The sequence below is a fragment of the Afipia carboxidovorans OM5 genome, from assembly GCF_000218565.1.
Taxonomy (GTDB): Bacteria; Pseudomonadota; Alphaproteobacteria; order Rhizobiales; family Xanthobacteraceae; genus Afipia; species Afipia carboxidovorans.
In genome coordinates this window covers 2,980,075-3,005,068 of record NC_015684.1, presented here as the reverse complement: position 1 = coordinate 3,005,068, position 24,994 = coordinate 2,980,075, and the positions used below count along the sequence as shown (strand labels likewise).

At 62.7% G+C, this 24,994-nt stretch carries 24 protein-coding genes, 1 tRNA gene and 1 pseudogene; 16 read left to right on the top strand and 10 right to left on the bottom strand.

The features are described from left to right. Nucleotides 1–206 precede the first annotated feature (206 nt). A complete protein-coding gene (locus tag OCA5_RS14205; RefSeq protein ID WP_012562308.1) occupies nucleotides 207–770 on the top strand; it encodes a DUF4112 domain-containing protein in 564 nt (187 codons plus the stop codon). Nucleotides 771–798: 28 nt separating this feature from the next. Here OCA5_RS14205 and OCA5_RS14200 read toward each other — a convergent pair whose 3' ends face one another. The 3 genes from OCA5_RS14200 to msrA form a co-directional block, all read right to left on the bottom strand. Further along, nucleotides 799–1,089: a hypothetical protein gene (locus OCA5_RS14200; RefSeq protein ID WP_012562309.1), complete on the bottom strand. Its 291-nt coding sequence runs from the start codon at nucleotides 1,087–1,089 to the stop codon at nucleotides 799–801. 274 nt (nucleotides 1,090–1,363) lie between these two features. Continuing rightward, nucleotides 1,364–1,774 (bottom strand): peptide-methionine (R)-S-oxide reductase MsrB, encoded by a 411-nt coding sequence (msrB, locus tag OCA5_RS14195; protein ID WP_012562310.1) that lies wholly within the window; start codon nucleotides 1,772–1,774, stop codon nucleotides 1,364–1,366. Between the two features lie 38 nt (nucleotides 1,775–1,812). Then, nucleotides 1,813–2,523: a peptide-methionine (S)-S-oxide reductase MsrA gene (gene msrA / locus OCA5_RS14190; protein WP_012562311.1), complete on the bottom strand. Its 711-nt coding sequence runs from the start codon at nucleotides 2,521–2,523 to the stop codon at nucleotides 1,813–1,815. Between the two features lie 187 nt (nucleotides 2,524–2,710). Between msrA and OCA5_RS14185 the strand changes: the two genes are divergently transcribed. Beyond that, the gene (locus tag OCA5_RS14185; protein ID WP_012562312.1) at nucleotides 2,711–3,787 is read left to right on the top strand and encodes a flavodoxin family protein; all 1,077 of its coding nucleotides are present in this window, start codon (nucleotides 2,711–2,713) and stop codon (nucleotides 3,785–3,787) included. Here OCA5_RS14185 and OCA5_RS14180 read toward each other — a convergent pair whose 3' ends face one another. Beyond that, the gene (locus tag OCA5_RS14180) at nucleotides 3,788–4,897 is read right to left on the bottom strand and encodes an ATP-dependent DNA helicase (RefSeq protein WP_012562313.1); all 1,110 of its coding nucleotides are present in this window, start codon (nucleotides 4,895–4,897) and stop codon (nucleotides 3,788–3,790) included. A 170-nt stretch (nucleotides 4,898–5,067) separates the two neighbouring features. Between OCA5_RS14180 and OCA5_RS14175 the strand changes: the two genes are divergently transcribed. Together OCA5_RS14175 and OCA5_RS19320 are read left to right on the top strand one after the other, a co-directional pair. Continuing rightward, nucleotides 5,068–5,448, top strand: a complete 381-nt coding sequence (locus OCA5_RS14175; protein ID WP_244396150.1) for a DUF4345 domain-containing protein — start codon at nucleotides 5,068–5,070, stop codon at nucleotides 5,446–5,448. 64 nt (nucleotides 5,449–5,512) lie between these two features. Next, nucleotides 5,513–5,665: a hypothetical protein gene (locus OCA5_RS19320; RefSeq protein ID WP_012562315.1), complete on the top strand. Its 153-nt coding sequence runs from the start codon at nucleotides 5,513–5,515 to the stop codon at nucleotides 5,663–5,665. 9 nt (nucleotides 5,666–5,674) lie between these two features. Here OCA5_RS19320 and OCA5_RS14170 read toward each other — a convergent pair whose 3' ends face one another. Continuing rightward, the gene (locus OCA5_RS14170; RefSeq protein WP_012562316.1) at nucleotides 5,675–6,124 is read right to left on the bottom strand and encodes an RrF2 family transcriptional regulator; all 450 of its coding nucleotides are present in this window, start codon (nucleotides 6,122–6,124) and stop codon (nucleotides 5,675–5,677) included. A gap of 210 nt (nucleotides 6,125–6,334) precedes the next feature. Here OCA5_RS14170 and OCA5_RS19175 point away from each other — a divergent pair, with 210 nt between their 5' ends. Then, nucleotides 6,335–6,493, top strand: a complete 159-nt coding sequence (locus tag OCA5_RS19175) for a hypothetical protein (RefSeq protein ID WP_012562317.1) — start codon at nucleotides 6,335–6,337, stop codon at nucleotides 6,491–6,493. 25 nt (nucleotides 6,494–6,518) lie between these two features. Then, entirely contained in the window at nucleotides 6,519–6,821 is a 303-nt protein-coding gene (locus OCA5_RS14165; RefSeq protein WP_012562318.1) for a TehB family protein, read from the top strand. Nucleotides 6,822–6,893: 72 nt separating this feature from the next. Here the strand turns inward: OCA5_RS14165 and OCA5_RS14160 are convergent, their stop codons facing one another. Both OCA5_RS14160 and OCA5_RS14155 read right to left on the bottom strand, forming a co-directional pair. Continuing rightward, a complete protein-coding gene (locus OCA5_RS14160) occupies nucleotides 6,894–8,000 on the bottom strand; it encodes a transglutaminase-like domain-containing protein (protein WP_012562319.1) in 1,107 nt (368 codons plus the stop codon). Between the two features lies 1 nt (nucleotide 8,001). Continuing rightward, nucleotides 8,002–8,601 carry a TlpA disulfide reductase family protein gene (locus OCA5_RS14155; RefSeq protein WP_012562320.1) on the bottom strand — a complete coding sequence of 200 codons (600 nt, stop codon included), beginning with the start codon at nucleotides 8,599–8,601 and terminating at the stop codon, nucleotides 8,002–8,004. A gap of 470 nt (nucleotides 8,602–9,071) precedes the next feature. On the opposite strand from OCA5_RS14155, the gene fdnG reads away from it, so the two are divergent. The 10 genes and pseudogenes from fdnG to OCA5_RS14105 all read left to right on the top strand — a co-directional run bounded on the left by fdnG (nucleotide 9,072) and on the right by OCA5_RS14105 (nucleotide 20,131). Further along, on the top strand, nucleotides 9,072–12,146 hold the full coding sequence (gene fdnG / locus OCA5_RS14145; protein WP_013913303.1) for a formate dehydrogenase-N subunit alpha: 3,075 nt from the start codon (nucleotides 9,072–9,074) through the stop codon (nucleotides 12,144–12,146). Nucleotides 12,147–12,161: 15 nt separating this feature from the next. After that, nucleotides 12,162–13,100, top strand: coding sequence for a formate dehydrogenase subunit beta (fdxH, locus tag OCA5_RS14140; protein ID WP_012562323.1), 939 nt, complete (start codon nucleotides 12,162–12,164; stop codon nucleotides 13,098–13,100). Beyond that, nucleotides 13,097–13,768, top strand: coding sequence for a formate dehydrogenase subunit gamma (locus OCA5_RS14135; protein WP_012562324.1), 672 nt, complete (start codon nucleotides 13,097–13,099; stop codon nucleotides 13,766–13,768). The genes fdxH and OCA5_RS14135 overlap by 4 nt, the downstream gene beginning before the upstream one ends. A 170-nt stretch (nucleotides 13,769–13,938) precedes the next feature. After that, entirely contained in the window at nucleotides 13,939–14,853 is a 915-nt protein-coding gene (gene fdhE, locus OCA5_RS14130) for a formate dehydrogenase accessory protein FdhE (protein WP_012562325.1), read from the top strand. Between the two features lie 9 nt (nucleotides 14,854–14,862). Further along, nucleotides 14,863–16,278: an L-seryl-tRNA(Sec) selenium transferase gene (selA, locus tag OCA5_RS14125; protein ID WP_012562326.1), complete on the top strand. Its 1,416-nt coding sequence runs from the start codon at nucleotides 14,863–14,865 to the stop codon at nucleotides 16,276–16,278. Continuing rightward, a complete protein-coding gene (locus tag OCA5_RS14120) occupies nucleotides 16,278–17,123 on the top strand; it encodes a tetratricopeptide repeat protein (RefSeq protein ID WP_013913302.1) in 846 nt (281 codons plus the stop codon). Before selA ends, OCA5_RS14120 begins: the two co-directional genes overlap by 1 nt. Then, nucleotides 17,120–18,946 (top strand): annotated as a pseudogene (selB, locus tag OCA5_RS14115) (selenocysteine-specific translation elongation factor); the annotation flags it as partial. The gene OCA5_RS14120 and the pseudogene selB, both read left to right, overlap by 4 nt. Before the next feature lie 144 nt (nucleotides 18,947–19,090). Further along, nucleotides 19,091–19,186, top strand: a tRNA-Sec gene (locus tag OCA5_RS19170). 29 nt (nucleotides 19,187–19,215) lie between these two features. Then, nucleotides 19,216–19,734 carry a hypothetical protein gene (locus OCA5_RS14110; RefSeq protein ID WP_012562329.1) on the top strand — a complete coding sequence of 173 codons (519 nt, stop codon included), beginning with the start codon at nucleotides 19,216–19,218 and terminating at the stop codon, nucleotides 19,732–19,734. Further along, a complete protein-coding gene (locus OCA5_RS14105) occupies nucleotides 19,718–20,131 on the top strand; it encodes a hypothetical protein (protein WP_012562330.1) in 414 nt (137 codons plus the stop codon). The genes OCA5_RS14110 and OCA5_RS14105 overlap by 17 nt, the downstream gene beginning before the upstream one ends. 83 nt (nucleotides 20,132–20,214) lie before the next feature. Here OCA5_RS14105 and selD read toward each other — a convergent pair whose 3' ends face one another. The 3 genes from selD to OCA5_RS14090 form a co-directional block, all read right to left on the bottom strand. Further along, nucleotides 20,215–21,264, bottom strand: coding sequence for a selenide, water dikinase SelD (gene selD, locus OCA5_RS14100; protein WP_012562331.1), 1,050 nt, complete (start codon nucleotides 21,262–21,264; stop codon nucleotides 20,215–20,217). Nucleotides 21,265–21,444: 180 nt separating this feature from the next. Then, nucleotides 21,445–22,143 carry a ligase-associated DNA damage response endonuclease PdeM gene (pdeM, locus tag OCA5_RS14095; protein ID WP_013913301.1) on the bottom strand — a complete coding sequence of 233 codons (699 nt, stop codon included), beginning with the start codon at nucleotides 22,141–22,143 and terminating at the stop codon, nucleotides 21,445–21,447. 148 nt (nucleotides 22,144–22,291) lie between these two features. Continuing rightward, a complete protein-coding gene (locus OCA5_RS14090; RefSeq protein ID WP_012562333.1) occupies nucleotides 22,292–24,916 on the bottom strand; it encodes a ligase-associated DNA damage response DEXH box helicase in 2,625 nt (874 codons plus the stop codon). Between the last annotated feature and the right edge of the window lie 78 nt (nucleotides 24,917–24,994).

The following is a 24,994-nucleotide window of genomic DNA, read 5'->3' as shown; positions in this document are numbered from 1 at the left end:
GCCGCCTCATGCCCGAACCAACGGCGGGCCTTTGCGTTGTCCGCAGGATATCGCCGGCTTGCGGGGCGTCCGTTGGGCATGCCGCAGGCGGCTTCACGTTGCGTCACATTGCCGTGTCGGCCATTTGCGCCATAATTTCCGCAGGCCTAAATGCAAGGCTTACCGTTTCAAGACGTACCGTTTGTTGATGGATAGGACCAGGCCCCGTGACTGCGAAATCGGACACTTTCTTTGCAGGCCCGCAGCCGAGCGCGCGCAAGAGCCGCCCGCGCCGGCCGCCGCCTGTCATCGATCAGGATGGCAACGAGGTGCATGTCGGGCGCGATCCGTTTGGGCAGGATACGTTCGGCCGCGGCGGCTTTGGCGCTGATCCGAATTTCGGGCAGGGCTTCAGCGGCATGGCGTTCGGCTTCGGCCCGCTCACGCGCGCGCAGCGGTTTGCCCGCATCGAGGCGCTGGCGCGGCTGATGGATGTCGCCTTCGTTCTGCCGGGCACGAATGTGCGTTACGGCATCGACGGGCTGATCGGTCTTATTCCGGTGGTCGGCGATCTGCTGACGACGGCGATCTCGTTGTGGCTGGTGCGCGAGGCACGCGCGCTCGGTGCGCCTGCGCATCTCATCGCGCGGATGCTGGGTAACGTCGCACTCGATGGTGTCGTCGGGCTGGTGCCGTTCGCGGGCGACGCGTTCGACGTCGTCTTCCGCGCGAACATGCGCAACATCCGCATGCTGCGGCGCTGGATGGACAAGCAGCCGCGGATGGATTGAGCATCAGGAAAAGGAAAGGACTGAGGCCTCAGGCGACGCCGGTCGCCTCGGACTTTGCTTCTTCCTCGTCGAGATCACGACGGCGCGGCAGCGGAAAGGCGCTGCTCTCATAGAGCGAACGGATGCCGTTCTGGTCGAAACGCGCTTCGTCCACCTGCAGGTAAGCACCGTTCAGGGAATCCGCCGGCAGTTGCTCGATCGCGAACTGCACAGCCTCGGCCGCGGTGCCGAAACGGCGATAAGCAAAGCCGGCGCGCTTCTTCTTGCGAATGGCTGCGGGGAAAAGTTCGGCTTCGGTGTTGTAGTTAAATGCCGCCATCGTTTCGGCCTCTCGTTATTCAAAGTTGGGTATGAACCATGACCGCGGCTGCTGCCAAGTAATCCCGAACGGAATGCTGCAAGGCGCCGCGCTTTTTCATTGGTCCTTAATATAGGAGCTTTCGGCAGAAATTGCGACCTCGGAGTCGCAGCATGATGAACAAAGGCCCCCGCGCGGGTTATTCCACGCAGAGGCCCCTTTAAATCGCGCCTTTATCAAGCGCCCGGAGAATCAAGCACTTAGAGCGAGAGGAACTCGCGATGCGTGTGTTCGCTCATTTCGGCTCGTGTTTCAGCGCCGCAGAGTTAATGCAGTAACGCAGCCCCGTCGGCCCCGGTCCATCGTCGAAAACATGGCCGAGATGGCCGTGGCAGCGTGCGCACAGAACCTCGGTGCGGACCATGCCGTGGCTTGTATCGTGTTCCTCCGCAATTGTTTCGGATGCTACCGGTGCGCTGAACGACGGCCAGCCGCAACCGGAATCGAATTTCTCGTCGGAGGAAAACAACGGCTGACCGCAGCCGGCGCAGACATAGGTGCCGGGATCGAACGAGTGATCGTATTCACCGGAGAAGGGACGCTCCGTCGCCTTCTCGCGCAGCACTGAATACTGCATCGGCGTGAGTTCGCTACGCCACTCCTGTTCGGATTTCTCGACGCGCGCGGCCGGAGATTTTGTCGTCATGCGTTCCTCGTTCAGTGGGTCGCCTTCAATGAGCGGCCTTAGTTGGTCGCTTTGGCATCGCGGACCAGCACCGGCTTGTCGCGATAATTTGCGGCGAACAGCTTCTTGAGATTCTCGATCTTTGGAAGATCGTAGAACACAATATAAGGCTGCGAGGGGTGCAGCGTCAGGTAGTCCTGATGATAATTTTCCGCGGCATAGAAACCCTCGAGCGGTTCGATCCTGGTAGCGATCGGCCGCTTGTAGGCCTTCGCGGCGTTCAACTCGGCGATGTAGCTGGTCGCGAGCGTTCGCTCCTCGGGCTCCGAGGTGAAGATTGCCGAGCGATATTGCGTGCCGGTGTCGGGGCCCTGCCGGTTCAACTGCGTCGGGTCATGCACCACGGAGAAATAGATCTGCAGAATTTTGCCGAGGCTGATCTCCTTCGGGTCGTAAGTGACTTTCACCGCTTCGGCGTGGCCGGTCGCGCCGGTGGAAACGGCGTCGTAACGCGCCTTCTCCGCGGGGCCGCCGGCATAGCCCGAGACGGCTTCGATCACGCCTTTGGTGTGCTGGTAGACGCCCTGCACGCCCCAGAAGCAGCCGCCGGCGAGCACGATCGAGCGTGGCGCGGGCGACGCCGCGATATCGGTCTTCGGTGGCGAGATGACAAAAGGTTCAGCCTGGCTCTGACCGAAGGTCAGGGCGGCGAAGGCAACCGCGCCGAGCGCGGCAAATACGGCGCGGCGGGAAAAGTGCGGGCGCATCATGGAAGTAATCCTCACAGGCGAGGCGATAGCAGCCTCTCAGCCTACCATACGTGCCGCCCGGGTGGTTGTTACGCTGGTGCGTATCGACGGCTCAAGCCCACGCGGGGGAACATGACCGTTCGGCCCTCGTTCTCGAAGCGTTGTAATTTTCCGCATGATTTTCCAACGCTTTTGACAAGGCTTTTGAATGGCCGACATCGATGTCCGGAAAGGAATGCCGCCCGTCAAATTATCGCGAGCGGATTTTGAGCGGCGCTTTCTCGACCAGTTTGTCGATCCGGCTTTCGCCCCTCTGCAGCATGAACTTTCAGCAATCGTCGAGGCGGCGTGGGATGCCTACGATCATTCGCGGAAGTCGCCGCTCATCCGCAAGGCCGGGCCCGGCTTTTCCGATCCGGATTACGATCTCGCAATCGATTGGCTCAATGCGCGGGCAGCCATCGCGGCGGCGCAAGCGCGGCACGATGATCCCAATGAGGCGATGCGGATATTGCTCATCAACGGCTCACCGCGCAGCGAGCATACCTGTCCGGGCGAGATGTCGAAGACGTGGCGGCTCGTCGAGCTCGCGCGATCGGTTTTCGTGCAGGAGGGATTCATCGTCGATCTGCTTGATCTGTCCCGGCAGGTCTCGGAATACGACAAGCACATTCACCCCTGCAAGGCGTGCGTGTCGACCGCGATGCCGCTGTGCCATTGGCCGTGCAGTTGCTACCCGAACTATTCGCTCGGGCAGACCAATGACTGGATGAACGAGATCTATCCGCTCTGGGTCGGCGCGCACGGCATCATGATCGTGACGCCCGTGCACTGGTATCAGACGCCGACGACGTTGAAAGCGATGATCGACCGGCTGGTGTGCGCGGACGGAGGCAACCCCGATCCGACATCGACCCACGGCAAGCGGGCCGCCGAGGCGAAGGCGATCGAGCTGGCAGGATGGGATTATCCGAAGCATCTCGAAGGTCGCCATTTCGCGGTGGTCGCTCACGGCGATGCGGTGGGTGCCGAGGGCGTGCGGCGTTCATTGTGCGACTGGCTGACGGATATGTCGCTCGTCGGCGCGACCCGCACCGCGGAGGTGGATGGATATATCGGCTACATGGAGCCTTATGCGACCTCGCATCAGGCGCTCGATCACGACGAGGCGTTTCAGCAGCAGACACAAAATGCCGCGCAGGCACTGGCCAATGCTATCAGACTCGCCCGCGCCGGAACGTATCAGCGCCCGGACGATGACATCGAGGACGCGAGACCTAAGTGATCACACCACGACGCAGAGCCGCTTCGCTGCGCGAGTAATGCCGGTGTAGAGCCAGCGCGCGCGACTGTCCTGAAAAGCGAAGCTCTCGTCGAACAGCACGACGTCGTCCCACTGCGAGCCCTGCGATTTGTGGACGGTGAGGACGTAGCCGTAATCGAATTCGTCGTAGGGTTTGCGCTGCTCCCACGGCAATTCCTCGATGCCGCCGTTGAAGCAGTCGGCGCGCACCGAGACCTTGGTAACTTTGGCGCCGAAGTCTTCCTCCGGCGACAGGCGCATGGTGATGATCTTCGACTTCGACTGCGCGCGCGCCTTCACCCGCCACAGCCCGCCGTTGAAGAGGGCCTTCTTGCGGTTGTTGCGGAGGCAGACGAGTTTGTCGCCCGCAACCGGCAGAAGCTCCTCGATTCCGTTCTTCTGCCGCACGCGCATGTTGTAGGCGCGGCGGGTGGCGTTGCGTCCCACGAGAATCTGGTCCGCTGCCATCACGCGGTTGGGGTCGAGCGCGGAGCGGCTCACCACTTCGCTTTCGCCGAACTGCCCGCTCTCGAGCGCACGGCCCTCGCGGATCGCCATCGACATCCGCACGATCGGGTCGTTCTGGGCCTGACGATGGACTTCGGTGAGCATCGCGTCGGGCTCGGCTTCGGTGAAGAAACCGCCGCCCGCGATCGGCGGCAATTGCGCGGGATCGCCCAGCACGAGCAGGGGACAATCGAACGACATCAGGTCGCGCCCGAGATCGGCATCGACCATCGAGCATTCATCGATGACGATGAGCTTCGCCTTCGAGGCGGGGGCATCGTCCCACAGCTCGAAGCTCGGCTGCTCATCGCCGGTCTCGCGCGTGCGATAGATCAGCGAATGGATGGTCGAAGCGCCGTCGCAGCCCTTGTTGCGCATCACGAGCGCGGCCTTGCCGGTGAAGGCCGCGAATTTCACCTCGCCATTGACGGCATCGGCGATATGGCGGGCGAGGGTGGTCTTGCCCGTTCCGGCATAGCCGAACAGGCGGAACACCTGCGGCGTGTTTCCGCGGCCGGGCTTGGCTTTGAGCCAGGCACTGACGGCGGACAGCGCCTGGTCCTGATGGGGTGTGAACGTCGGCATGGGGCTTCGATATAGAGAGGATAAGCCGTGTGGTATAGGCGTTCGCGCAGCCGCGTCGCGATTTGCGCGATTCGAGGCGGGATATCACGACAAACTGTCTCGGTTGCGGTGACTTCCTCCTTATAATGGCGGCGTTCGGCGACGCGGAACAGCCGCAGGTGGTGAGGGCGATGGGACGAATCATTCTGCAGCTTGCGACCGGATTTGCGGCCGTCGTGCTGATCGTCGCCGGTATCGCCGGTGCCGTTCTGGGCGTCGAACTAATTCACGGCCGTAACGGCGGATTGGTCGACAGCTATTTCCGTTATCTTTCCGCGATGTCGGCGGCGATGGGCGTGATGTTCGCGATGGCGATTCCGCACATCGGGACTCATCGCGAGCGGATCGGCACGCTATCGTTCCTGATTTTCATCGGCGGCCTCGCGCATCTCTATACGCTCACCCTGCGACCGGCACCGACGGTCGGCAGTCTGTTCATGCTGTTCATGGAACTGGTATTTGTCCCGCTGATCTGGCTTGGCCTGCGCGGCCTCACGCATCACGTAGAGTAGCGGCCGTGAGCGACATCGTCAGCAGCGGCGTGCGGCTTTCCACGGCTGCGGTGGAGCGATGCGGATGCTGAAGCGGATCGTGCTTGGCCTCGTCATGGCCGCGATCATCATTGGCGCGGTGGTCGTCGCGCTGAATGTCTATCGTCATTTTGCGGATGATGACGATCCTGCGCCGGGCATCATCTTCGAGCGGACGGATCGCCCCGCGCGGGTTTGAGGCGGCGCGTTAGTGTTTGCGCGCGCCGGCTGTTGCAACAGGGCGGACGCCAAAATCTTTCGGCTTCAGGATCAGATCATCGAGCGTGTAACCGTCGAGCGTTTCGAGGAAGGCGGCGAGCGCCTCGTTGAGTGCGCCTCGCAAGCGGCAGCGTGGTGAGATCACACAAAGATTGTTCGTGGTGAGGCATTCCACCAGCGAGAAGTCCGGCTCTGTCGCGCGCAAGACATCACTCAGGCGAATGCGGTCGGGCCGCTTGGCGAGCGCCAGTCCGCCCGAGCGGCCGCGCGTCGCCTTGAGGTAGCCGGCCCGCGTCAACTGATTCGCGACCTTCATCAGATGCGCTCGCGAAATGCCGTAGGCTTCGGCGGTCTCTTCGATGGTGATGAGACGGTCGTTCTGGGCCGCCGCGTACATCAGAATGCGCAACGCATAGTCTGAAAAATTGGTCAATCGCATAGCAGAGGTCCCCGAGAGCAGGAATCCTACCATAACCCGCTTAAAGATACATCCAGAGGTATTCTATAAGTATTTTGGCCATTCCTTCGTCGGCCCCGCCGTTTGCAAAACAGGTATTCATAATATATGTTTTATGCCTAGCGGCTCGCTACCCAAAAGTAGCAGGGCGATCCGGGCTCGGGGCGTTTTGCTCAGGAAAGGGTTAAACCGATGTCCAAAGCCTCAATGACAGTTCACCGCGAGGAACTGGCGACGCTTACGACCGACGGCCAGTCCGAATCCCAGGCCACCAGTTCGCTCATTCCGATGCTTGTCGGTGGTCTGATTATGGTCGTGATCGGCATGCTGTTCGTGGTAGCGATAGCCTGATCCCGATCAAACAGACGAGGCGCTCATGAGCATTCCAGATCATTTGCCTCCCGGTGTGGAGGCCTATGCGCGCTCGCCGGAGTTCAGCTCGGACAAACTGCCGGCCAAGCTGCAGGCGGGCCACGCGACGAAGGCGGGAACCTGGGGCCTCCTGCATGTTCTGGAAGGGGCGGTGCTCTACAGTCTCGAGCCGCCACATGTCGGCGAACGGCTGGTGCGGGTCGGCGAAACCGTCGTGATCGAGAGCGAAGTCGCTCATCATGTGAAGTTCGTCGAGCCGGGCCGGATGTTCGTGGAGTTCTACCGGGCCAGCAAGCCGAAGCAGTAGATTTGAAGATCGGGCAATGACGGCAGGCTCGCCGTCATTGCCGGAGTCGTATGGCGCCGGTGTGAGCGTGGCTCAGCTCGACTTCACTTCCGTGGCGCTCAGGGCGTACCTGAACTTGTCGGGATCGAGGCAATCCAGCAGGAGCGAAGCGCGCTCGGCCTGCGGATACATCAGGAAGCCGAGCTTGGGATGCGAACTGCCGAGCAGCGCGACGTCGTGCGCGGTGTTGTAGGCGACCCAGTTGCCTTCCCACGCACCGAACAACGCTTTCCGCGCAGCAACGACCTTCGGATCGTTGATCCCAAGATTCGCCGGCGGCTCCTCGAGCATGACTTTGCGGACGTCCGCTGGATCGACCGGCACCCAGCCAAAGCCTTCCAGGAAGACTTCGGCACGGCAATGCTGGGCCTTGGTGACGTTAGCCGAGCCGGCACCGAGGCTCTTATAGCCGAACTGCGAGGGAATGACGCGGATGCCGTACACATCGCGCGCAGGCACGCCGGCCGCACGGGTGAGGCCGACATAGAGGGCGTTGAGATCGGCGCACTTGCCGCCGAGGTTGCCGCTCTTCAGCATCGATGCGACGTCGCCGATGCCGCAGCCGCGCGTTGATGCAACGCGTACCGTGTTCTCGACGACCCAGTCGTAAATCGCGCGCGCCTTCTCGATATCGGACTTGGCGTTGGCGGCAGCGACGATCTTGTCCGAGGTTTGCTTGACGATGCCATCGACCGGGATGAGTTCGGTACCTTCAAGGTTGAGCTTGCGCTCGGCATCGCTGAGAGACTTGGCTTTCCCGGGTTTGCTGAGATCGATATCGCGGTCACGCATCGCGACGCGGCTGGTCACCTGAATGACGGGTGCACTTTCACCGTCCTTCCAGGTCACGTGCAGCATTTCCGCGCCGTATTTCGGGTCGCGCACGCGTTCGACTTTGGCCGCGTTGCCGGTCCATTGGGTCTCGCCCGGCCGCATCCATTCGTCTTCCTTGACCGACGGCAGCGGGATCCACGCCTGCATCTTGCCTTCCGGCTTGTCGAGCTCGAGCTTGGTGACGAGTTCGACTGTCCGCCACGCGCCGGGCTTCGGGGCGAACACCACCTCCGCGCGGGCGGCGCTGGGGAATGCTGCTGCCAGTGACAGAACTGCCGTACCTTTCAGAAAATCACGTCGTTGCATGTTATCCTCCTCTATGGATATCCGGTTGTTGGGATTGATTGCGGCCGGGCTCTGCGGAATGGGTCCGGTTGCGGCCTGCGGCGGTCGGATAGAGAGATTGAAGCGCCGTCAGGATTTCGGGGTGCGACCAGTCGAGGTCACCTTCAACGAAGAGTTTCGGTGCCAGCGTCGCGTCGAGCACGAAGGTTGTCGGCAGTGAGGTGACGTCCCACGCCTTGCTCACCGCGCGATCGCGGTCGAGCAGAACAGCGAAGTCAACTGGCCGTTTCTCGAAGAACGCCCGCACACGCAAATCGACCTCGGCTACATCGACCGCGACGATGGCGAGCGGCTGATCTTGAGAAATTTCGGAAAGTCGCTGCAGCGAACCCATTTCTCGTATGCAGGGTTCGCACCATGTCGCAAAGAAATGCACGAGAACGACCTTGCCTGCGAGCGCCGCCAGGTCGCGCCGTTCACCGTGCAGGGTGTCGAGTGAGAAGGCAGGCTTTTCGCTGCCGGACCAGACCGTCAGCGCTGCCGCGCCGGTTTTGGATGAGTCGGCCGGCGAGCTTGCCGCCGGCAGTGCGAGACTTGCCGATGCGAACACGGCGAGAAGCACGGCAAGGCCGCGCTTGAAGACCGTTTTGATAAGGGAGGCAGGGCAGGGAGACTGACGTATCGCACTCAGACATAGCGCATCTTCAGGATGCGTGCCTGTGCATTGTCGGTTGATTCGAAGGCCCCGGCCCGCGGGAGCAGTGTGGATAGCCACACTGTTATTGTGAGACGCCGCCTAGTTGTCGTCAAACGGCTCGTGCTGCGACGAAATAACTAGCACCATGTTGTCGCAGGGTGCGCATTTCGTAGGCGCTCTCCAGCCGAGTAAATATGCAAACTTTTGCAACAAGATACCGCGTCGCAGCAGGTTCCCAAGGTTCCCGAAAGAGCCTCGTGAGCCGAGGTTTTCCCCCATGAACTGTAAAAGGGCTGCTTTGACAGTGGTTTGATCTGGGTCTACTTTTTCTTTTGACAAACTCTAAAGTAAGTTTGGCCGTCCCCCGTTGGGGGCCACACTCGGAGGAATGTTCTATGAACATAGAACTCTCGCGGCGCTCGTTTATGCTTGGCGCCGGCGCGGGTTTGGCGGGGACCAGCCTTGGTGCTCTTGGATTTGGTGAAATCGAAGCAGCCCATGCGTTATCGATCCGGCCTTTCAAACTCGCCCAGACCAGAGAAGCCCGTGGACAGTGCCCTTACTGCGCCGTCTGCTGTGGCATGATGATTTACTCGGCTGAGAGCAAGACCGAGAAGGGCAAAATGGAGGTCACCCATATTGAGGGTGACGTCGATCACCCGGTCAACCGCGGAACGCTGTGTCCGAAGGGTGCCGGCGCTCTTGATTACATTAAGTCCAAATCGCGTGTGAAATATCCGATGTACCGCAAGCCTGGCGGCACGCAGTTCGAGCGTGTCACCTGGGACTTCGCGATGGATCGGCTGGCGCGGCTGATGAAGGACGATCGCGACGCCAACTGGATCGAGAAGAACCGGGACGGCGTGACGGTCAACCGTTGGGTCTCCACGGCGTTCCTCGCCGGCAGTTCCCTCGCCAACGAGCCTGGCTGGCTCACTTACAAGGTGTCGCGGGGTCTGGGGCTTCTCCAGATCGAAAACCAAGCGAGAGTTTGACACGGACCGACGGTGGCCAGTTTGGGCTCCACATACGGTCGCGGTGCAATGACGAATTCCTGGACGGACATCAAGAACGCTGATCTCGTCTGGATTATGGGTGGTAACGCAGCGGAAGCACATCCCTGCGGATTCAAGTGGGTCACCGAGGCGAAGGCCGAGCGTGGCGCCAAGCTGATGGTCGTTGACCCCCGGTTTAACCGGTCGGCGGCTGTGGCGGACCACTATGCGCCGATCCGCTCCGGATCGGACATCACGTTCCTGTCGGGGGTGATCAACCATCTGCTCACCAAGGACAAGATTCATAAAGAGTACGTGCGCAACTTCACGAACGCTTCCTTCATTGTGAAGGACGAGTTCGCGTTCGACGAAGGTCTGTTCTCGGGATACGACGAGAGCAAGCATTCGTATGACCGCAGCACGTGGGAGTACAAGTTCGGACCTGACGGCTTCGCCATTCGCGATATGACGCTGCAGGATCCGCGCTGTGTCTTCCAGCTCATGAAGAAGCACTTCGAGCGCTACACGCCCGAGTTGGTTGAGAAGGTCTGCGGCACACCGAAGGACAAGTTCCTGAAGGTTGCCGATTGGGTCTCGACGACCGCCAACGGCGAACGCTCGATGACGATCATGTACGCTCTCGGCTGGACCCAGCATTCGCACGGTGCCCAGAACATCCGCAGCGCGGCGATGATCCAGCTCCTCTGCGGCAATATCGGCGTCCCGGGCGGCGGCGTGAACGCATTGCGCGGTCACTCCAACGTGCAGGGCATCACCGACGTCGGTACGCTGACGGCGGCGACCCCCGGCTATCTGGCACTGCCGACCGATGCCGAGCCGACGCTCGAGTCGCATCTCGCGAAGCGAACGTTCAAGCCGCTGACACCGAACCAGACCAGTTACTGGCAGAACTACCGCAAGTTCTATGTCAGCTTCCTGAAGTCGCAGTTCGGCGCCAAGGCGACGCCTGAGAACGAGTTCGGCTACAACTATCTGCCGAAGCTCGACCGGGTCTATGACTGCATCACGATGTTCGACCTGATGAATGAGGGTAAGACCAACGGTCTGATCTGTCAGGGCTTCAACCCGATGATGGCAATCGCGAACTCGAACAAGGTTCGCGAAGGTCTGAAGAAGTTGAAGTACTTCGTGAGCATGGACCCGATCGAGACCGACTCGGTCCGGTTCTGGGAAGATCACGGCGAATTCAACAAAGCTGATCCGTCCCAGATCAAGACCGAAGTTTTCATGCTTCCGGTGTCGATGTGGTGCGAGGAGGACGGTAGCGTCACCAACTCGAGCCGCGTCATCCAGTGGAAGTGGAAGGCGGCCGATCCTCACTACGAGTCGAAGCCGGACGTCGAGATCCTTGCGGATCTGTTCATGCGGATTCGCAAGCTCTACGAGAAGGAAGGCGGCAAGGGCGTTGATGCGCTCATGGCTGTCGACTGGAGCTATAAACACCCGCTCGAACCGTCGACTGACGAACTCCAGACCGAGCTCAACGGCAAGGCGCTGGCCGACGTCAAGGACGCTACCGGCAAGGTGATCCGCAAAGCGGGGCAGCGTCTCGCCTCGTTTGCTGAAATGCGGGACGACGGCTCCACTGACGGCTGTATGTGGATCTACACCGGCTTCTATGGTCCGACCGGCAACATGGCTCAGCGGCGCGACAACTCCGACCCGTCGGGTCTGGGTGTCTACCCGAACTGGGGCTTCTCGTGGCCGGCCAACCGCCGCATTCAGTACAACCGTGCTTCGGCCGACCCCGACGGCAAGCCGTGGAGCGAAGCCAAGAAGTACATGTACTGGAACGGTGAGCGTTGGACGGGTCCGGATGTTCCGGACTACGTACCGACCATCCCGCCGGACCGTGCAGTCGGCCCCTTCATCATGCAGGCGGAGGGTGTCGCACGTCTCTGGACTCGTGGGCTTTTGGCCGACGGTCCGTTCCCGGTGCATATGGAGCCGTTTGAATCGCCGGTTCCGAACCTGGTGTTCCCGAAGCTCAAGGGCAACCCAGTGGCGCGGGTGTACAAATACGACCGCGAAGCTCTCGGCACGTCCGACGAGTTTCCGATCGTTGGCACCACCTATCGCCTCGTCGAGCACTTCCACTTCTGGACGAAGACCGTGCATGCCAATGCGGTGATGCAGCCTGAGTTCTTCGTCGAGTTGTCGGAAGAACTCGCCAAGGAGAAGGGCATCAGGCACGGCCAGCAGGTCCGGGTCTGGTCGAAGCGCGGCGAGGTGAAGGGCAAAGCAGTGGTCACCAAGCGCATCAAGCCGTTCATGATCGATGGCAAAACGGTGCATCAGGTGGGACTGCCGCTCAACTTCGGCTTCGTCGGCGAAACCAAGAAGGCAGCACCGATCAACGCGCTGTCGTCAGCGATCGGTGACGCCAACTCGCAGACGCCGGAGACCAAGGCGTTCCTTGTCAATATCGAACCCATCTCGGGTCCGGTGGCTTAAAGGGAGGGCAAAGACATGTTTACACCTGTTCCTAACCCGACCCTTAATCCGGCCCCCGCGAAGTTCGGTGAGCAGGACCTGGTCCGCCGTTCGGCCTCCACCGTTACTCCGCCTGCCAAACGGCAGACGGAAGTGGCGAAGCTGATCGACGTGTCGAAGTGCATCGGCTGTAAGGCCTGCCAGGTGGCGTGCCTCGAGTGGAATAACCTCACCGAGGAAGTCGGCATCAATACGGGTGTCTATGACAACCCGCATGATCTGACGGAAAACACCTGGACGTTGATGCGCTACACCGAGTACGAGAATGCCGAAACCGGCAATCTCGAGTGGCTGATCCGCAAGGATGGCTGCATGCATTGTGAGGACCCGGGCTGCCTCAAGGCCTGCCCGGCGCCCGGCGCCATCGTGCAGTACTCCAACGGCATCGTGGATTTCGTCCACGACAAGTGCATCGGCTGCGGCTACTGCGTGAAGGGATGCCCGTTCAACATCCCGCGCCTGTCGAAGGCCGACTCCAAGGCCTACAAGTGCACGCTCTGCGTCGACCGCGTTGCGGTCGGTCAGGGACCCGCTTGTCAGAAGGCGTGTCCGACACAGGCGATCGTGTTCGGCACCAAGGACGAGATGAAGCAGTGGGCTGACCACCGCATCAAGGATCTCAAGTCGCGCGGCTTTACCAATGCCGGCCTCTACGATCCTCCGGGCGTTGGCGGCACGCACGTCATGTACGTGCTGCAGCATCTCGACAAGCCGCAGATTTACGCCAACCTTCCGAACAACCCCTCGATCAGCCCGATCGTGGAAGTCTGGAAGGGCGTGACCAAGTATGCTGGTCTCGCGGCGATCGGTGCCTTTGCCGCCTTCGGGTTCCTGCATCATACCATCGCCGGCGCCAACAAGGTGTCGGAGGAAGATGAGCAGAACGCCCAGAAGCTGACGGAGGGACGGTCATGAGCGACTCGGAAGTCGATACGGGCGACAGCGTCCGCCCCGGCAAACCGGTCATTGTTGATCGCTACACCGTAGGCGCACGCATCAACCACTGGATCACCGCGATCAGCCTCGTGCTGCTCGCGTTGTCCGGCCTCGCACTGTTCAGCCCGAGCCTGTATTTCCTGACGGGTCTGTTCGGTGGTGGACAGTTGACGCGCGTCCTCCATCCCTGGATCGGCGTGGTGCTGTTCTTCAGCTTTATGGGGCTGTTCTTCCGCTTCTTCCGGCTCAATCTCTGGAAGAGGACGGACAGCGTCTGGCTGAGCCGGCTACGTGACGTGTTGGCTGGCGACGAGGGCAAACTGCCTGAAGTCGGCAAGTACAACGCAGGCCAGAAGATGGTGTTCTGGTCGATGTCGCTCCTGATCATCCTGCTGATCGTGTCAGGTATCGTGAGCTGGGATGAGTACTTCGCGAGCTACTTCAGCATCGAGCAGCGGCGTATTGCTGTTCTGGTGCATGCGGGAGCTGCGGTTGCGGCGATCTGCGTCTGGATCGTCCACGTCTACGCAGGTATCTGGGTACGTGGTACGATCAGTGCAATGACCCGTGGCCAGGTGACTGGCGGTTGGGCCTGGCGGCACCACCGCAAGTGGCTGAAGGACCTCGTTACCACGACGAAGCGGTAAGCATACTGCAATAAAACATAGCGACGCCGGCATGCATGTCATGCCGGCGTCGTTCAGAAACAAAGAACGTGCTAGGTTGGAGCGTGTTCATCAGGCGAATGAGAGAGCCAATATCGCTCGGCCACGCGTTGGTGAGTCCACGTGACCTGTGAGGTTCGTGAGGTTTAAGAATGTCCAACGTCGATTCGACCGCCCCTGATCCATCCGTCATCAGTGATATTCCGACGCCGCAGTTTGCGCGGCTTCCCGATCCAAGCCAGCTATTCTCGGCCCGCTCCACGCGCTTCTCGGAAGTTGCCGAGAACCACGAGCTTGCGCCGTATCTGCAATTCCTGTCCGGGCTGTGCCAGATCCAGGCCACCATCCAGGATGGGTTGCCGGACCCGGACCCGGTTTCGGCCGAAACGCTGGAGCGCGCCCGGCAGCACACCATGCCGCCGCTCGACCGCGGCCATTTCACGGCCGATGCGGCCTTCACGGAAACCCTCGATCGGCTGCTCAAGGCAGCCGTCGACCTTGAGATGCCCGAACAGGCCCGCACTGCGCTCGACAAGGTTGTGAAGGCTGATGCCGATGGGCGCGCCTACATGGTTCAGAATGTGCTGGCCGAAGCCATACCGGTAGAAGCGCTTGCCGAGCACATCTTCATTGCCGCGGCGCTCCAGGTGCACTTCGCCCGTCTTGCCGCGCGGCTCGATGCCAAAAGCCTGCAGTCGGTTGGTGACGGCGTCTGCCCGTCCTGCGGTGGTGCGCCGACGGCGACTGTGCTGGTCAACTGGCCGCGCACGCCGGGTGCTCGCTATTGCTCCTGCTCACTGTGCGGCACGCTCTGGAACTACGTCCGCTCGAAATGCACCCTCTGCGGCTCGACCCGCAAGATCCTGTTTCAGGAAGTCGAAGGGGCCGGCCACATCAAGGCGGAGACCTGCGACGACTGTCACGGTTACATGAAGGTGTTCAATCATCAGAAAGATCACCGGCTTGATCCTGTCGCGGATGATGTCGCGACGCTCGGCCTTGATCTTCTGGTCCACGAACTCGGCTTCCGTCGCGGTGGCATCAACCCGTTCCTTATCGGCTACTAGGAGGCCGATATGGATGCAGGGAATCCCACCCTCAGCCGTATTCCGTCCGTCGATGAGGTTCTGAAAACACCGGCGGCGCAGGAGGCGGTTGTGCGCTTCGGCCGCCCGCGCGTGGTGGAGGCCATCCGCCACGCAACCGCCGCCGCGCGCGAAGCGCTGGCTGCGGGAAAGACGGTCGCGGCCAGCGTCGAAGCCCTCGCCGGCGACGCCCGGGCCTGGCTCGAGGCGGATGCCCGCCCGAACGCGCGGCCGGTCTTCAACCTTACCGGCACCGTGCTGCACACCAATCTCGGCCGCGCCATTGTTGCCGAGGCGGCGGTGGAGGCGGCGACGCTTGCGATGCGCGAAGCCATCGCGCTGGAATTCGATCTCGCACAGGGCAAGCGCGGCGAGCGCGACAATCTGGTCCGCAGCCTGTTGTGCGAACTGACCGGCGCTGAGGATGCGACGGTGGTGAACAACAATGCTGCCGCCGTGCTGCTTGCGCTCAATACGCTTGCAAAGGGCAAGGAGGCGATCGTCTCGCGCGGCGAGTTGATCGAGATCGGCGGTGCCTTCCGCATGCCTGAGATCATGGCGCGCGCCGGCACCAAGCTTGTCGAGGTCGGAACCACCAACCGCACCCATGAGAAGGACTATGCAACCGCGATCAACCCGAAGACCGGGCTGATCCTCAAGGTGCACACCTCGAACTATCGCATTGAGGGCTTCACCAAGTCCGTCTCCGGCAAGGCTATCGCCGCGCTGGCGCATGCGAGCGATGTACCGCTTCTGAATGACCTCGGCTCCGGCACGCTGGTCGATCTCGCGCAGTATGGCCTCACCCACGAGCAGACCGTGTCTGAAGCGGTGGCCGAGGGCGCGGACCTCGTGACCTTCTCCGGCGACAAGCTGCTCGGCGGCCCGCAGGCGGGCTTCATTGTTGGACGCAAGGATTTGGTCGCGCGGCTGAACCGTAATCCGATGAAACGCGCACTGCGTGTCGACAAGATCCGCCTCGCGGCGATCGAAGCGACGCTGCGGCTCTATCGCGATCCGGATCGGCTCGCCGAGCGGTTGCCGACGTTGCGGATGATGGCGCGGCCGGTCGCCGATATCGAAGCGGCGGCGCAGCGCCTGCTACCCGCTGTGGCGACTGCGGTTGGCTCGGGCTTTGCTGCCAGCGTGATCGCCTGCACAAGCCAGATCGGTTCGGGCTCGCTTCCGGCGGAAGTGATCCAGAGCGCGGGGATCGCGTTGCGCCCGGCTGGGGCACGCAGCAGCGGCCGCGCGCTGACGGCGCTGGCCGATGGATTCCGCACGCTTGAGCGGCCGGTCATTGGCCGAGTCGAGAACGATGCCTTCGTGCTCGATCTTCGTTGTCTCGAAGATGAGGCCGCGTTTGTGCGCAATCTCGCCACGCTGCGGATCGGGGGGCGACGCTGATGAGCTGGCGGGATGTTTTAGAACGGGTTTGGCGCCGTGATGCGGCTGCGCCGAGTGCGGCTGGCGGCGAGGGGACGGGTGAAGCGGCTGGCGAAACCGAAGCCGCCACGCTAATGGCGCAGGCCTATGAGGCTGCTGAAGCGAACGATTACGAATCCGCGCTCGCGATCTGGGGGCCGCTCGCCCATCAGGGCATTGCGCGCGCGCAGAACAACATCGGCAAGTGCTTCAGCGAAGGGCTGGGAGTTGATCGCGACAGCGCGCTCGCCTTGCGCTGGCTGACGCTAGCAGCCGAAGGCGGCGATCCGATCGGTCAGCGCAACCTGGCGGAAGTCTACTTCAAGGGCGAGGGCGTCGAGGTAAACGCGGTGCGTGCCGCCGAGCTTTACAAGCAGGCTGCAGAGGCGGGCGATGGGCCGGCGCAGGACATGCTGTCGTGGATGCTGGTCGAAGGCCAGATGATCCCCGGAGATATCACGGACGCAAAGCGTTGGGCGGAAGCCGCGGCTGCGCAGGGCATCGTCCCGGCGATGACGCGGCTCGGTATGATGTATCACAATGCCCTCGGCGTGGAGCGTGACGCCGCCGCCGCCGCGCGCTGGTGGGACAAGGCGGCGGCACTTGGCGATGCCGATGCGCAGGCGATGCTGGGAGCGGCCTATCAGCTTGGCGCCGGTGTGCCACGCGACGGCGTTGCTGCGCTGATGTGGCTGCTGCGGGCGCGGGCTGGCGCGAGCCCGCTTGCGGATTCCTTCATTCAGCCGACGTTTGCGGAATTGTCGGTCGCCGAGATCGAGCGCGCGCGGAAGCTCGCGGAAGCCCCTCTGCCGGAGCAGGTCTCATGATCGTCGGCACCGCGGGTCATATCGATCACGGCAAGACCTCGCTGGTGCGGGCGGTGACTGGCGTCGATACCGATCGCCTCAAGGAAGAAAAAGCGCGCGGCATCTCGGTCGATCTTGGCTTTGCCTATCTGCCGGTGCCGGAGGGCGGCGTTCTCGGCTTTATCGACGTGCCGGGACACGAGCGTTTCGTCCACAACATGCTTGCCGGCGCGACCGGAATCGATTTCGTGCTGCTGGTGATTGCCGCCGATGACGGCGTGATGCCGCAGACCGTCGAGCATCTCGCCATTATCAATCTGCTCGGCATCAGCCGCGGTGCGGTCGCGATTACCAAGTCGGACCTGGTGGATGCAGAGCGCCTGGCCGAAGCGCAAAACGAAATCGCAAATCTGCTGGCGCCGACAGCGCTGCATGATGCGCCGATGTTTGCCGTCTCGAGTGCGACGGGCATGGGTATCGAAGACCTGCGCGCGCATCTGTTCGCAGCAGCGACGGCATGGGCCGGCCGCTCGGCGCAGGGCCGTTTCCGCCTCGCGGTTGATCGTTCGTTTACGCTGCCCGGCGCGGGCACGGTGGTGACGGGAACGGTGTTGTCCGGCACGGTTGCGGTTGGCGACCAGGTCGTGATCAGCCCCTCGGGACGCCCGGCGCGTGTGCGCGCGATCCACGCGCAGAATCGTGCGGCCGAGCGCGGCCAGGCGGGCGACCGCTGTGCACTTAATCTCGCCGGTGAGCAGATTTCCAAGGATGCGATCACACGTGGCGACGTCGTGCTCGATCCGGTGCTGCACGCGCCGGCAAATCGCATCGATGCGAAATTGCAGGTGCTCGCCTCGGAAACTCGACCTGTCACGCAATGGATGCCGGTGCGGCTGCATCATGCGGCCGTCGAGATCGGTGCTCGCGTGGTGCTGTTGGGTGACGATCCGATCCCGCCAGGCGGTGAGGCATTCGTTCAGTTCGTGCTGGATCAGCCGATCGCCGCGGCGGTGGGGGATCGGTTCGTGCTGCGCGACACCACGGCCCAACGCACCATCGGCGGTGGCGCCTTCGTTGATCTGCGCGCGCCGGCGCGCAAGCGGCGTACACCGGAACGGATCGCCCAGCTCGAAGCAGGCGCTATTCCCGATATCGACCAGAGCCTGTCGGCATTGCTCGACGTCGCCGGCTATCTCGATTTCTCCGGCTTCGTTCGTGACCATGCGCTATCGGCAACCGAGCACGATGCGCTGGTCCAGCGCCTCAGCCTGTTGCGATTGCCGACGTCGAAGGCCGAGTTTGTGATCGCCCCGGCGGCGTGGCTGCGCCTGAAGAATACGATCCACGAGATACTGACGGTCTTTCACGCCGATTACCTGAACTTGCCCGGCATGGGGCTTGAGCGCCTTCGGCTCCAGCTTGAGCCGCGATTGGCGGCTCCGGTGTTCATTGCGTTCCTGCAGGGCCTCGCGCGCAACAAGGAGCTGGCGCTCGATGGCGCGTGGGTGCGCCTTCCGGGCCATGAGGTGCGGCTGTCACCGGCCGATGAGGCGCTCTGGAGCAAGGTCGTGCAATATGTCGGCGGGGAAGGGCGCTTCCGGCCGCCGCGCGTGCGCGACATCGCGGGCTATACCGGCGTTTCCGAGCCGGAGGTGCGGCGCATCTTCAAGCTGGTCGGACGCATGGGCAAGGTGGACGAGATCGCCCACGACCACTTCTTCCTGCGCGGAACCGTGGCCGAGATCGTTCAGGTGATGGTCTCCGTTGCGGCTATTGCCACGGATGGCTATTTCACGGCGGCGCAGTTGCGCGACCGGCTCGATAACGGCCGCAAGGTCGCGATCCAGATTCTTGAGTTTTTTGACCGGCACGGCGTCACTATTCGCCATGGCGATTTGCGCCGCGTCAATAAGCACCGACTTGACCTGTTCGGCAAACCATCGGATGAATTGCCAACGTCAAGCACGGCTGCGAATATCGAAGCTAACGGAAGAGCATCGTTCCCGGTGGGGCGTCCGGACTTCAAATCCGGGAAGGGCCGCGAGCCGGTCCTTGGTGGGTTCGACTCCCATTCTCTTCCGCCAAATCCCCTCTCACCGAAATTGGGTGTGCGATGACGCAAGTACTCTCCGCTTTTCTCGACAACCTTGAGAAATCCGCGCATGCGGCGAGCGTGGACGAGGAAAACTATCGCCGCGAGGTGGCTGCGCGCCTTAAAGTATTCGAGAACGAGCGCGCCTTCGGCTTTCGTCGGCTGAACCTGATGAAGGTCGTGATCGCCGCGATCGAGAATTGCGAGACGGAAGACGATGCCATCGTCAAAGGCTCGGGCGCATTCCTGCGCGAGGTCGGCTGGTCGACCGAAAGCGAATCCCAGCAGGAATCGCTGGAGAAATTTCAGCCGGTGATCCGCGCGTGCTGGCAAGCAAGGCAGGCCGAGATCGAAGCCGCCAAGGCGGAAAGCGAAAAGGCCGAGGGCAAGGACGTCGCCAGTGCGCCGCAGGTGGATCCGCCCGACATCAAGAACCAGTTGGGCGATTTCGAGCGCTGGTACAGCGAAGCCCGCAATGGGCCGTTCCTCAACGTCCTCGGGCAAGAGGTCTTGGAGCTGCCGCTTGTCGAAATCTGCTAAGCCCGGGCGCAAGAAGCTCGACGATTTCCTGTTCGACGACTGGATCGTCAAGGAATATCGGCGCACCAACGGTGGCTTCACGGCATTGATCCTGCTGATCTCCACGGCGAATCTCGCCGTGGTGCCGTTGCGCTCGACCTATACGCATATGGTCGGTGATGAGCTCGACTGGCATCAGTTCACCCTGCTGATGCGCGGTGCGGGCGTGCCTTGGGACGGTGTCCTGATCGTTCCGGTCACCGATGAGGATGGCGGGCCGATCGAAGATCAGCGTGCGGTGGAGGAACTGCGCGCGCTGGAAGATCGCGTCAATGAGGATCGCATGGCGGTCAATGAGGGCCACTTCTTCGACAATTGGGGCCGCCGCATGAAGGTCGAGCCCGCGACGGTGAACTGACGGATGCGGAGGCGTCCGCTATATTTGCTTTCGAGAGCCCGTGAGCGATATGCCGCTCGCGGGCTTTCTTTTTTGCGGGAGTGTTACGCCGTGACGCGCACCTCGGCGGGGCCCGCCTCGGTATGACCGATGATCCGTGCAGCGCCGTAGTCGGCGCGCTGGATCGTCTCCAGGATCGCCTGTGCACGGTCAGCAGCGCAGGAGACCAACAGCCCGCCTGAGGTCTGCGGATCGACCAGCAGATTGCGCTGCCAGTCGGGCAGGCCCTCGGGCAGGCGGATCGCCTCGCCATAGCTTGCCCAGTTGCGGGTCGAAGCACCGGTGACATGGCCCTGCTGGGCAAGCTGTGCGGCTTGCGTGAATAGCGGCACATCGCCGGCATTCAGCGTGACGGTCAATTTTGAGCCGCGCGCGAGCTCCAGCGCATGGCCGAGCAGGCCGAAACCGGTGACATCAGTGACGGCGTGAACGGACTTATCCTCGGCAAGCTCGCTGCCGATGCGGTTGAGCTGCGTGGTCGAGTTGACCATTTCGGCGTAGCCATCGCCTGAGAGTTCACCCTTCTTGATAGCGGCGGAATAGATGCCGACGCCGAGCGCCTTGGTCAGGATCAGGGCGTCGCCAGGCTTGGCGTCGGCATTTCGGCGCACCTGATCGGGGCGGCAGAGGCCGATGACAGCAAGGCCATAAATCGGCTCGGGTGCGTCGATCGAGTGACCACCCGCCACCGGAATGCCGGCGGCGTTACAGACGGTGTTTCCACCCGCGATGATCTTGCGCACGTCATCGACGGCGATCTTGTTGAGCGGCATGCCGAGGATTGCGAGCGCCATGATCGGCTTCGCGCCCATAGCGTAAATGTCGGAGATCGCGTTGGTCGCGGCGATTCGGCCGAAGTCGAATGGGTCGTCGACCACCGGCATGAAAAAATCCGTGGTGGCGACCACGCAGGTGGAATCGTCGATCTTCCACACTGCGGCGTCGTCACCGGTCTCGACGCCGACCAGCAACTGGCGGAACGGCGCCGCTGCGGGCTGGTCGGCGAGCAGTTCCTGCAGCATCGCGGGGGCGAGTTTGCAGCCGCAGCCGCCGCCATGGGCAAGGCTCGTCAAGCGCACGATAGGGGCGTTCATTGTCAGGTCTCCTGCGGATTGCGCCGCACAGCGGCAGCCTCGCCAGCATTCCACGCGCTGCGCGGAGTGGAGAGCGACAAAATCTGCAGAAATTATAGGCCAAATCGCTCTGGCGATGCAAATCCGCCAAGTGCCGGATATGCGAGGCGCAGGGTCACACTGTCGAGAGGCGGTGGGGCCTCAAGAACAGCGTGAGGCGGCAATGCGATGGACCTGGCGGTCGCCAAGAAGGTGGGCGATGAAGGCAGATGTCTGGAAAATGGCCTTGAACGCCTCATCGCGGATGCTGAGCCCGCCGGTATAGGCGCCGAACGCCGGCATCACCGCGCGCTGCCCGTCGCTGGCAAAGCAGCGCCGCTCCACCGAACGGCCGCGATTCGACACCCGCGCCTTCGGATGCAGATGGCCGGCGATCTCGCCCTGCGCGCCGGTCGGCTCGTGACGGAAGGTCAGCGGCCCCATGCGCACTTGATCCGCCACCGTGCCGCCGATCTCGTGTGGCAGCGCCGGATCGTGATTGCCGGCAATCCAGATCCAGTCGCGACGCGCCTGCAGTTCGTTCAGCGTGGCGCGGTCGGCGGCATCGAGACGCTGATGCGCGTCGCGGTCGTGAAAACTGTCGCCGAGCGCGATCACGGTGCGCGGATCGTGCCGTGCGATCACTGCGCAGAGCTTCGCCAGCGTCGCCGCGGTGTCGTAAGGCGGCAGCAGCACGCGGCGGGTGGCGAAGCTCGAACCTTTCTCCAGATGCAGGTCGGAGACGACGAGCAGACGCTCCTCAGTCCAGAACAGCGCACCGGCGAGATCGGCGATGAAGGTGATGCCGGAGACGGTGACGTGCTCAGACGATGAATAGCGAACTGCACTTTCGTTCGTCATGCCCGGCCTCGTGCCGGGCATCCACGTCTTTCTTGCAGCCAACGACAAGACGTGGATGGCCGGGTCATAGGCAAGCAAAGCGACGCCGTTCTTCGAACGGCTATGCCCGGCCATGACGGCATAGGGATTGCCGCAGAAAACATCGTCATCAATCCCGCGCCATCGCTTCTTTCACGAGTTCCTCGGCGGCTTCCGCCAGCAGTTCGTCGGACGCCTCGCCATAGACCGCCTCGCGGCCGATTTCCAGCATCACCGGCACCGCCAGCGGCGAAATCCGGTCGAGTTCCCGATGCGTGATTCGCCGCCGGATGCGCGCCAGCATATCGCCGAGCCGGCGCAGATCCAAAAGCCCGGTGGCGGCATCGGCGCGCGCGGCACGCAGCAGCACGTGGTCCGCCTGATGCTTGCGCAGCACGTCATAGACGAGATCGGTGGAGAACAGCACCTGCCGCCGCGATTTCTCCTCGCCGGCGAAACGGCGCGGGATCAGGCCCGAGATCACCGCGCAGGTGCGGAAGGTGCGTTTCATCAGCGCGGATTCGGCAAGCCAGGCTTCGAGATCATCGCCCAGCATGTCGGGATCGAACAGCGCGTCGAGATCGAGCGTTTGATTGCGGATCATCGCCGAGGCATCGCCCAGCATCCACACCGCCAGCGCATATTCATTGGCGACGAAACCGAGCGGCCGCGCGCGGGCGCGTTCCAGCCGCCGCGTCAGCAGCATGCCGAGGGTCTGATGCGCGAGGCGGCCCTCGAACGGATAGCAGACGAGATAATGCTTGTCCGCGCGCGGGAAGGTTTCCACCACCAGTTCGCGCGGGCCGGGAATCTGCGAGAACGCCGCCTGCAGCGACAGCCAGTCGCGCACCTGCTCCGGTAGATGCGCCCACGCCTTGCGATCCGCCAGCAGCAGCCGCACGCGCTCGGCAAGGTAAGTCGAGAGCGGAAACTTGCCGCCCATGTAGGACGGCACCCTGGCGTCGGCATCGTTGGCGCGCGAGACATAGACCTGATCTTCCACCAGCGCCTCATAGCGCACGATCTCGCCGCCGAACACGAAGGTGTCGCCGCCGACCAGACCTTCGATGAAATATTCCTCGATCTCGCCGAGCAGCCGCCCGCCGCGCGCGATCGGCCCGGTCGAACCGCTGCCGCCGCGCCGCGCGCGCACCAGGCGCACCTTGAGCATCGGCTCCTCGACGATGGTGCCGACATTGAGCCGATAGCTCTGCCGCACTTTCGGATTGGCGACACGCCAGCGCCCGCTCTTGTCCTGCCTGATGCGGGCGAATTGTTCGTAGCTTTTCAGCGCATAGCCGCCGGTGGCGACAAAATCGATCACATCGTCGAAATCGCCGCGCGCAAGCTCCGTATAGGGCGCGGCGCTGCGTACCTCGTCGTAGAGTTCATCGGCGAGAAACGGCTCGCCGCAGGCGCGGCCGAGCACATGCTGCGCCAGCACGTCGAGCGCGCCGGAGCGCAAGGGCGGGGTGTCCTGCGCATTCTCCGCCACCGCGTCGATCGCGGCGCGGCACTCCAGCACCTCGAAACGATTGGCCGGCACCATCACCGCGCGCGAGGGCTCATCGAGGCGGTGATTGGCGCGACCGATCCGCTGCATCAGCCGCGAGGCGCCCTTCGGCGCGCCGACATTGATGACCAGATCGATGTCGCCCCAGTCGATGCCGAGATCGAGCGAGGAGGTGCAGACCACGCCGCGCAAACGCCCGGCCGCCATCGCGTCCTCGACCTTGCGGCGCTGGCCGACATCGAGCGAGCCGTGATGCAAAGCGATGGCGAGATTGTCGTCGTTGATGCGCCACAGCTCCTGGAACAGCATCTCGGCCTGCGAGCGGGTGTTGACGAACATCAGCGTGGTCTTGTTGGCTTTCACCAGATCGTAGATCTCGTGCAGCGCGTGGCGCGCCGAATGGCCGGCCCAGGGTAGCCGCTCGCGCGTGTCCAGCATCTCGACGATCGGCGCCGCGCCGGCATCGGCGATCACGAGATCGGCGGTATGCGCCTCGTCCGGTTTCTGCGGCACCAGGAAACGGCACAGCGACTGCGGATCGGCCACGGTGGCCGACAGGCCGATGGCAGTGGCCTGCGGCGCGAGGTGCCAGAGCCGCGTGAGGCCGAGCGCCAGCAGATCGCCGCGCTTCGACGTCACCAGCGCATGCAGTTCGTCGAGCACGATGTGCTTCAGCGACGAGAACATATACGGCGCATCGTCGGACGACAGCAGCAGCGCGAGCTGCTCCGGCGTCGTCAGCATGATGTCGGGCGGATAGCGGCGCTGGCGCTGGCGGCGCGAGGCCGGGGTGTCGCCGGTGCGGGTCTCGACCCGGATCGGCAGTTGCATGTCGGCGATCGGGCGTTCGAGGTTGCGCGCGATATCGACCGCCAGCGCTTTCAGCGGCGAGATGTAGAGGGTGTGGAGGCTGCGTACATTCTTCCCCTCTCCCCTTGTGGGAGAGGGTGGCGAGCCGCTGCAAGCGGCGAGACGGGTGAGGGGGCTAGCCTCTTGCGATATTCTCTCGCTCTTCCCCTCACGCGGGGCGGGGTGGGACAATTCCACCAGCGTCGGCAGAAAGCCCGCCAGCGTCTTGCCGGCGCCGGTCGGTGCGATCAGCAAGGTCGAGCGGCCTTCGAACGCCTTTTCCAGCAGCGTGAGCTGATGCACGCGCGGCGCCCAGCCGCGCGCGGCGAACCAGCGCGCGAAACGATCCGGCAACAGCGGATGCAATTGCTTGTCGGGGGAAAGCAGCGTCACGCGTTCAAGCTAAGCGTCGGTTTGAGAGAGGTCGAGTCCGGCCAGAGCGAGTGGTGTCGCATTATATCTTATAATGGA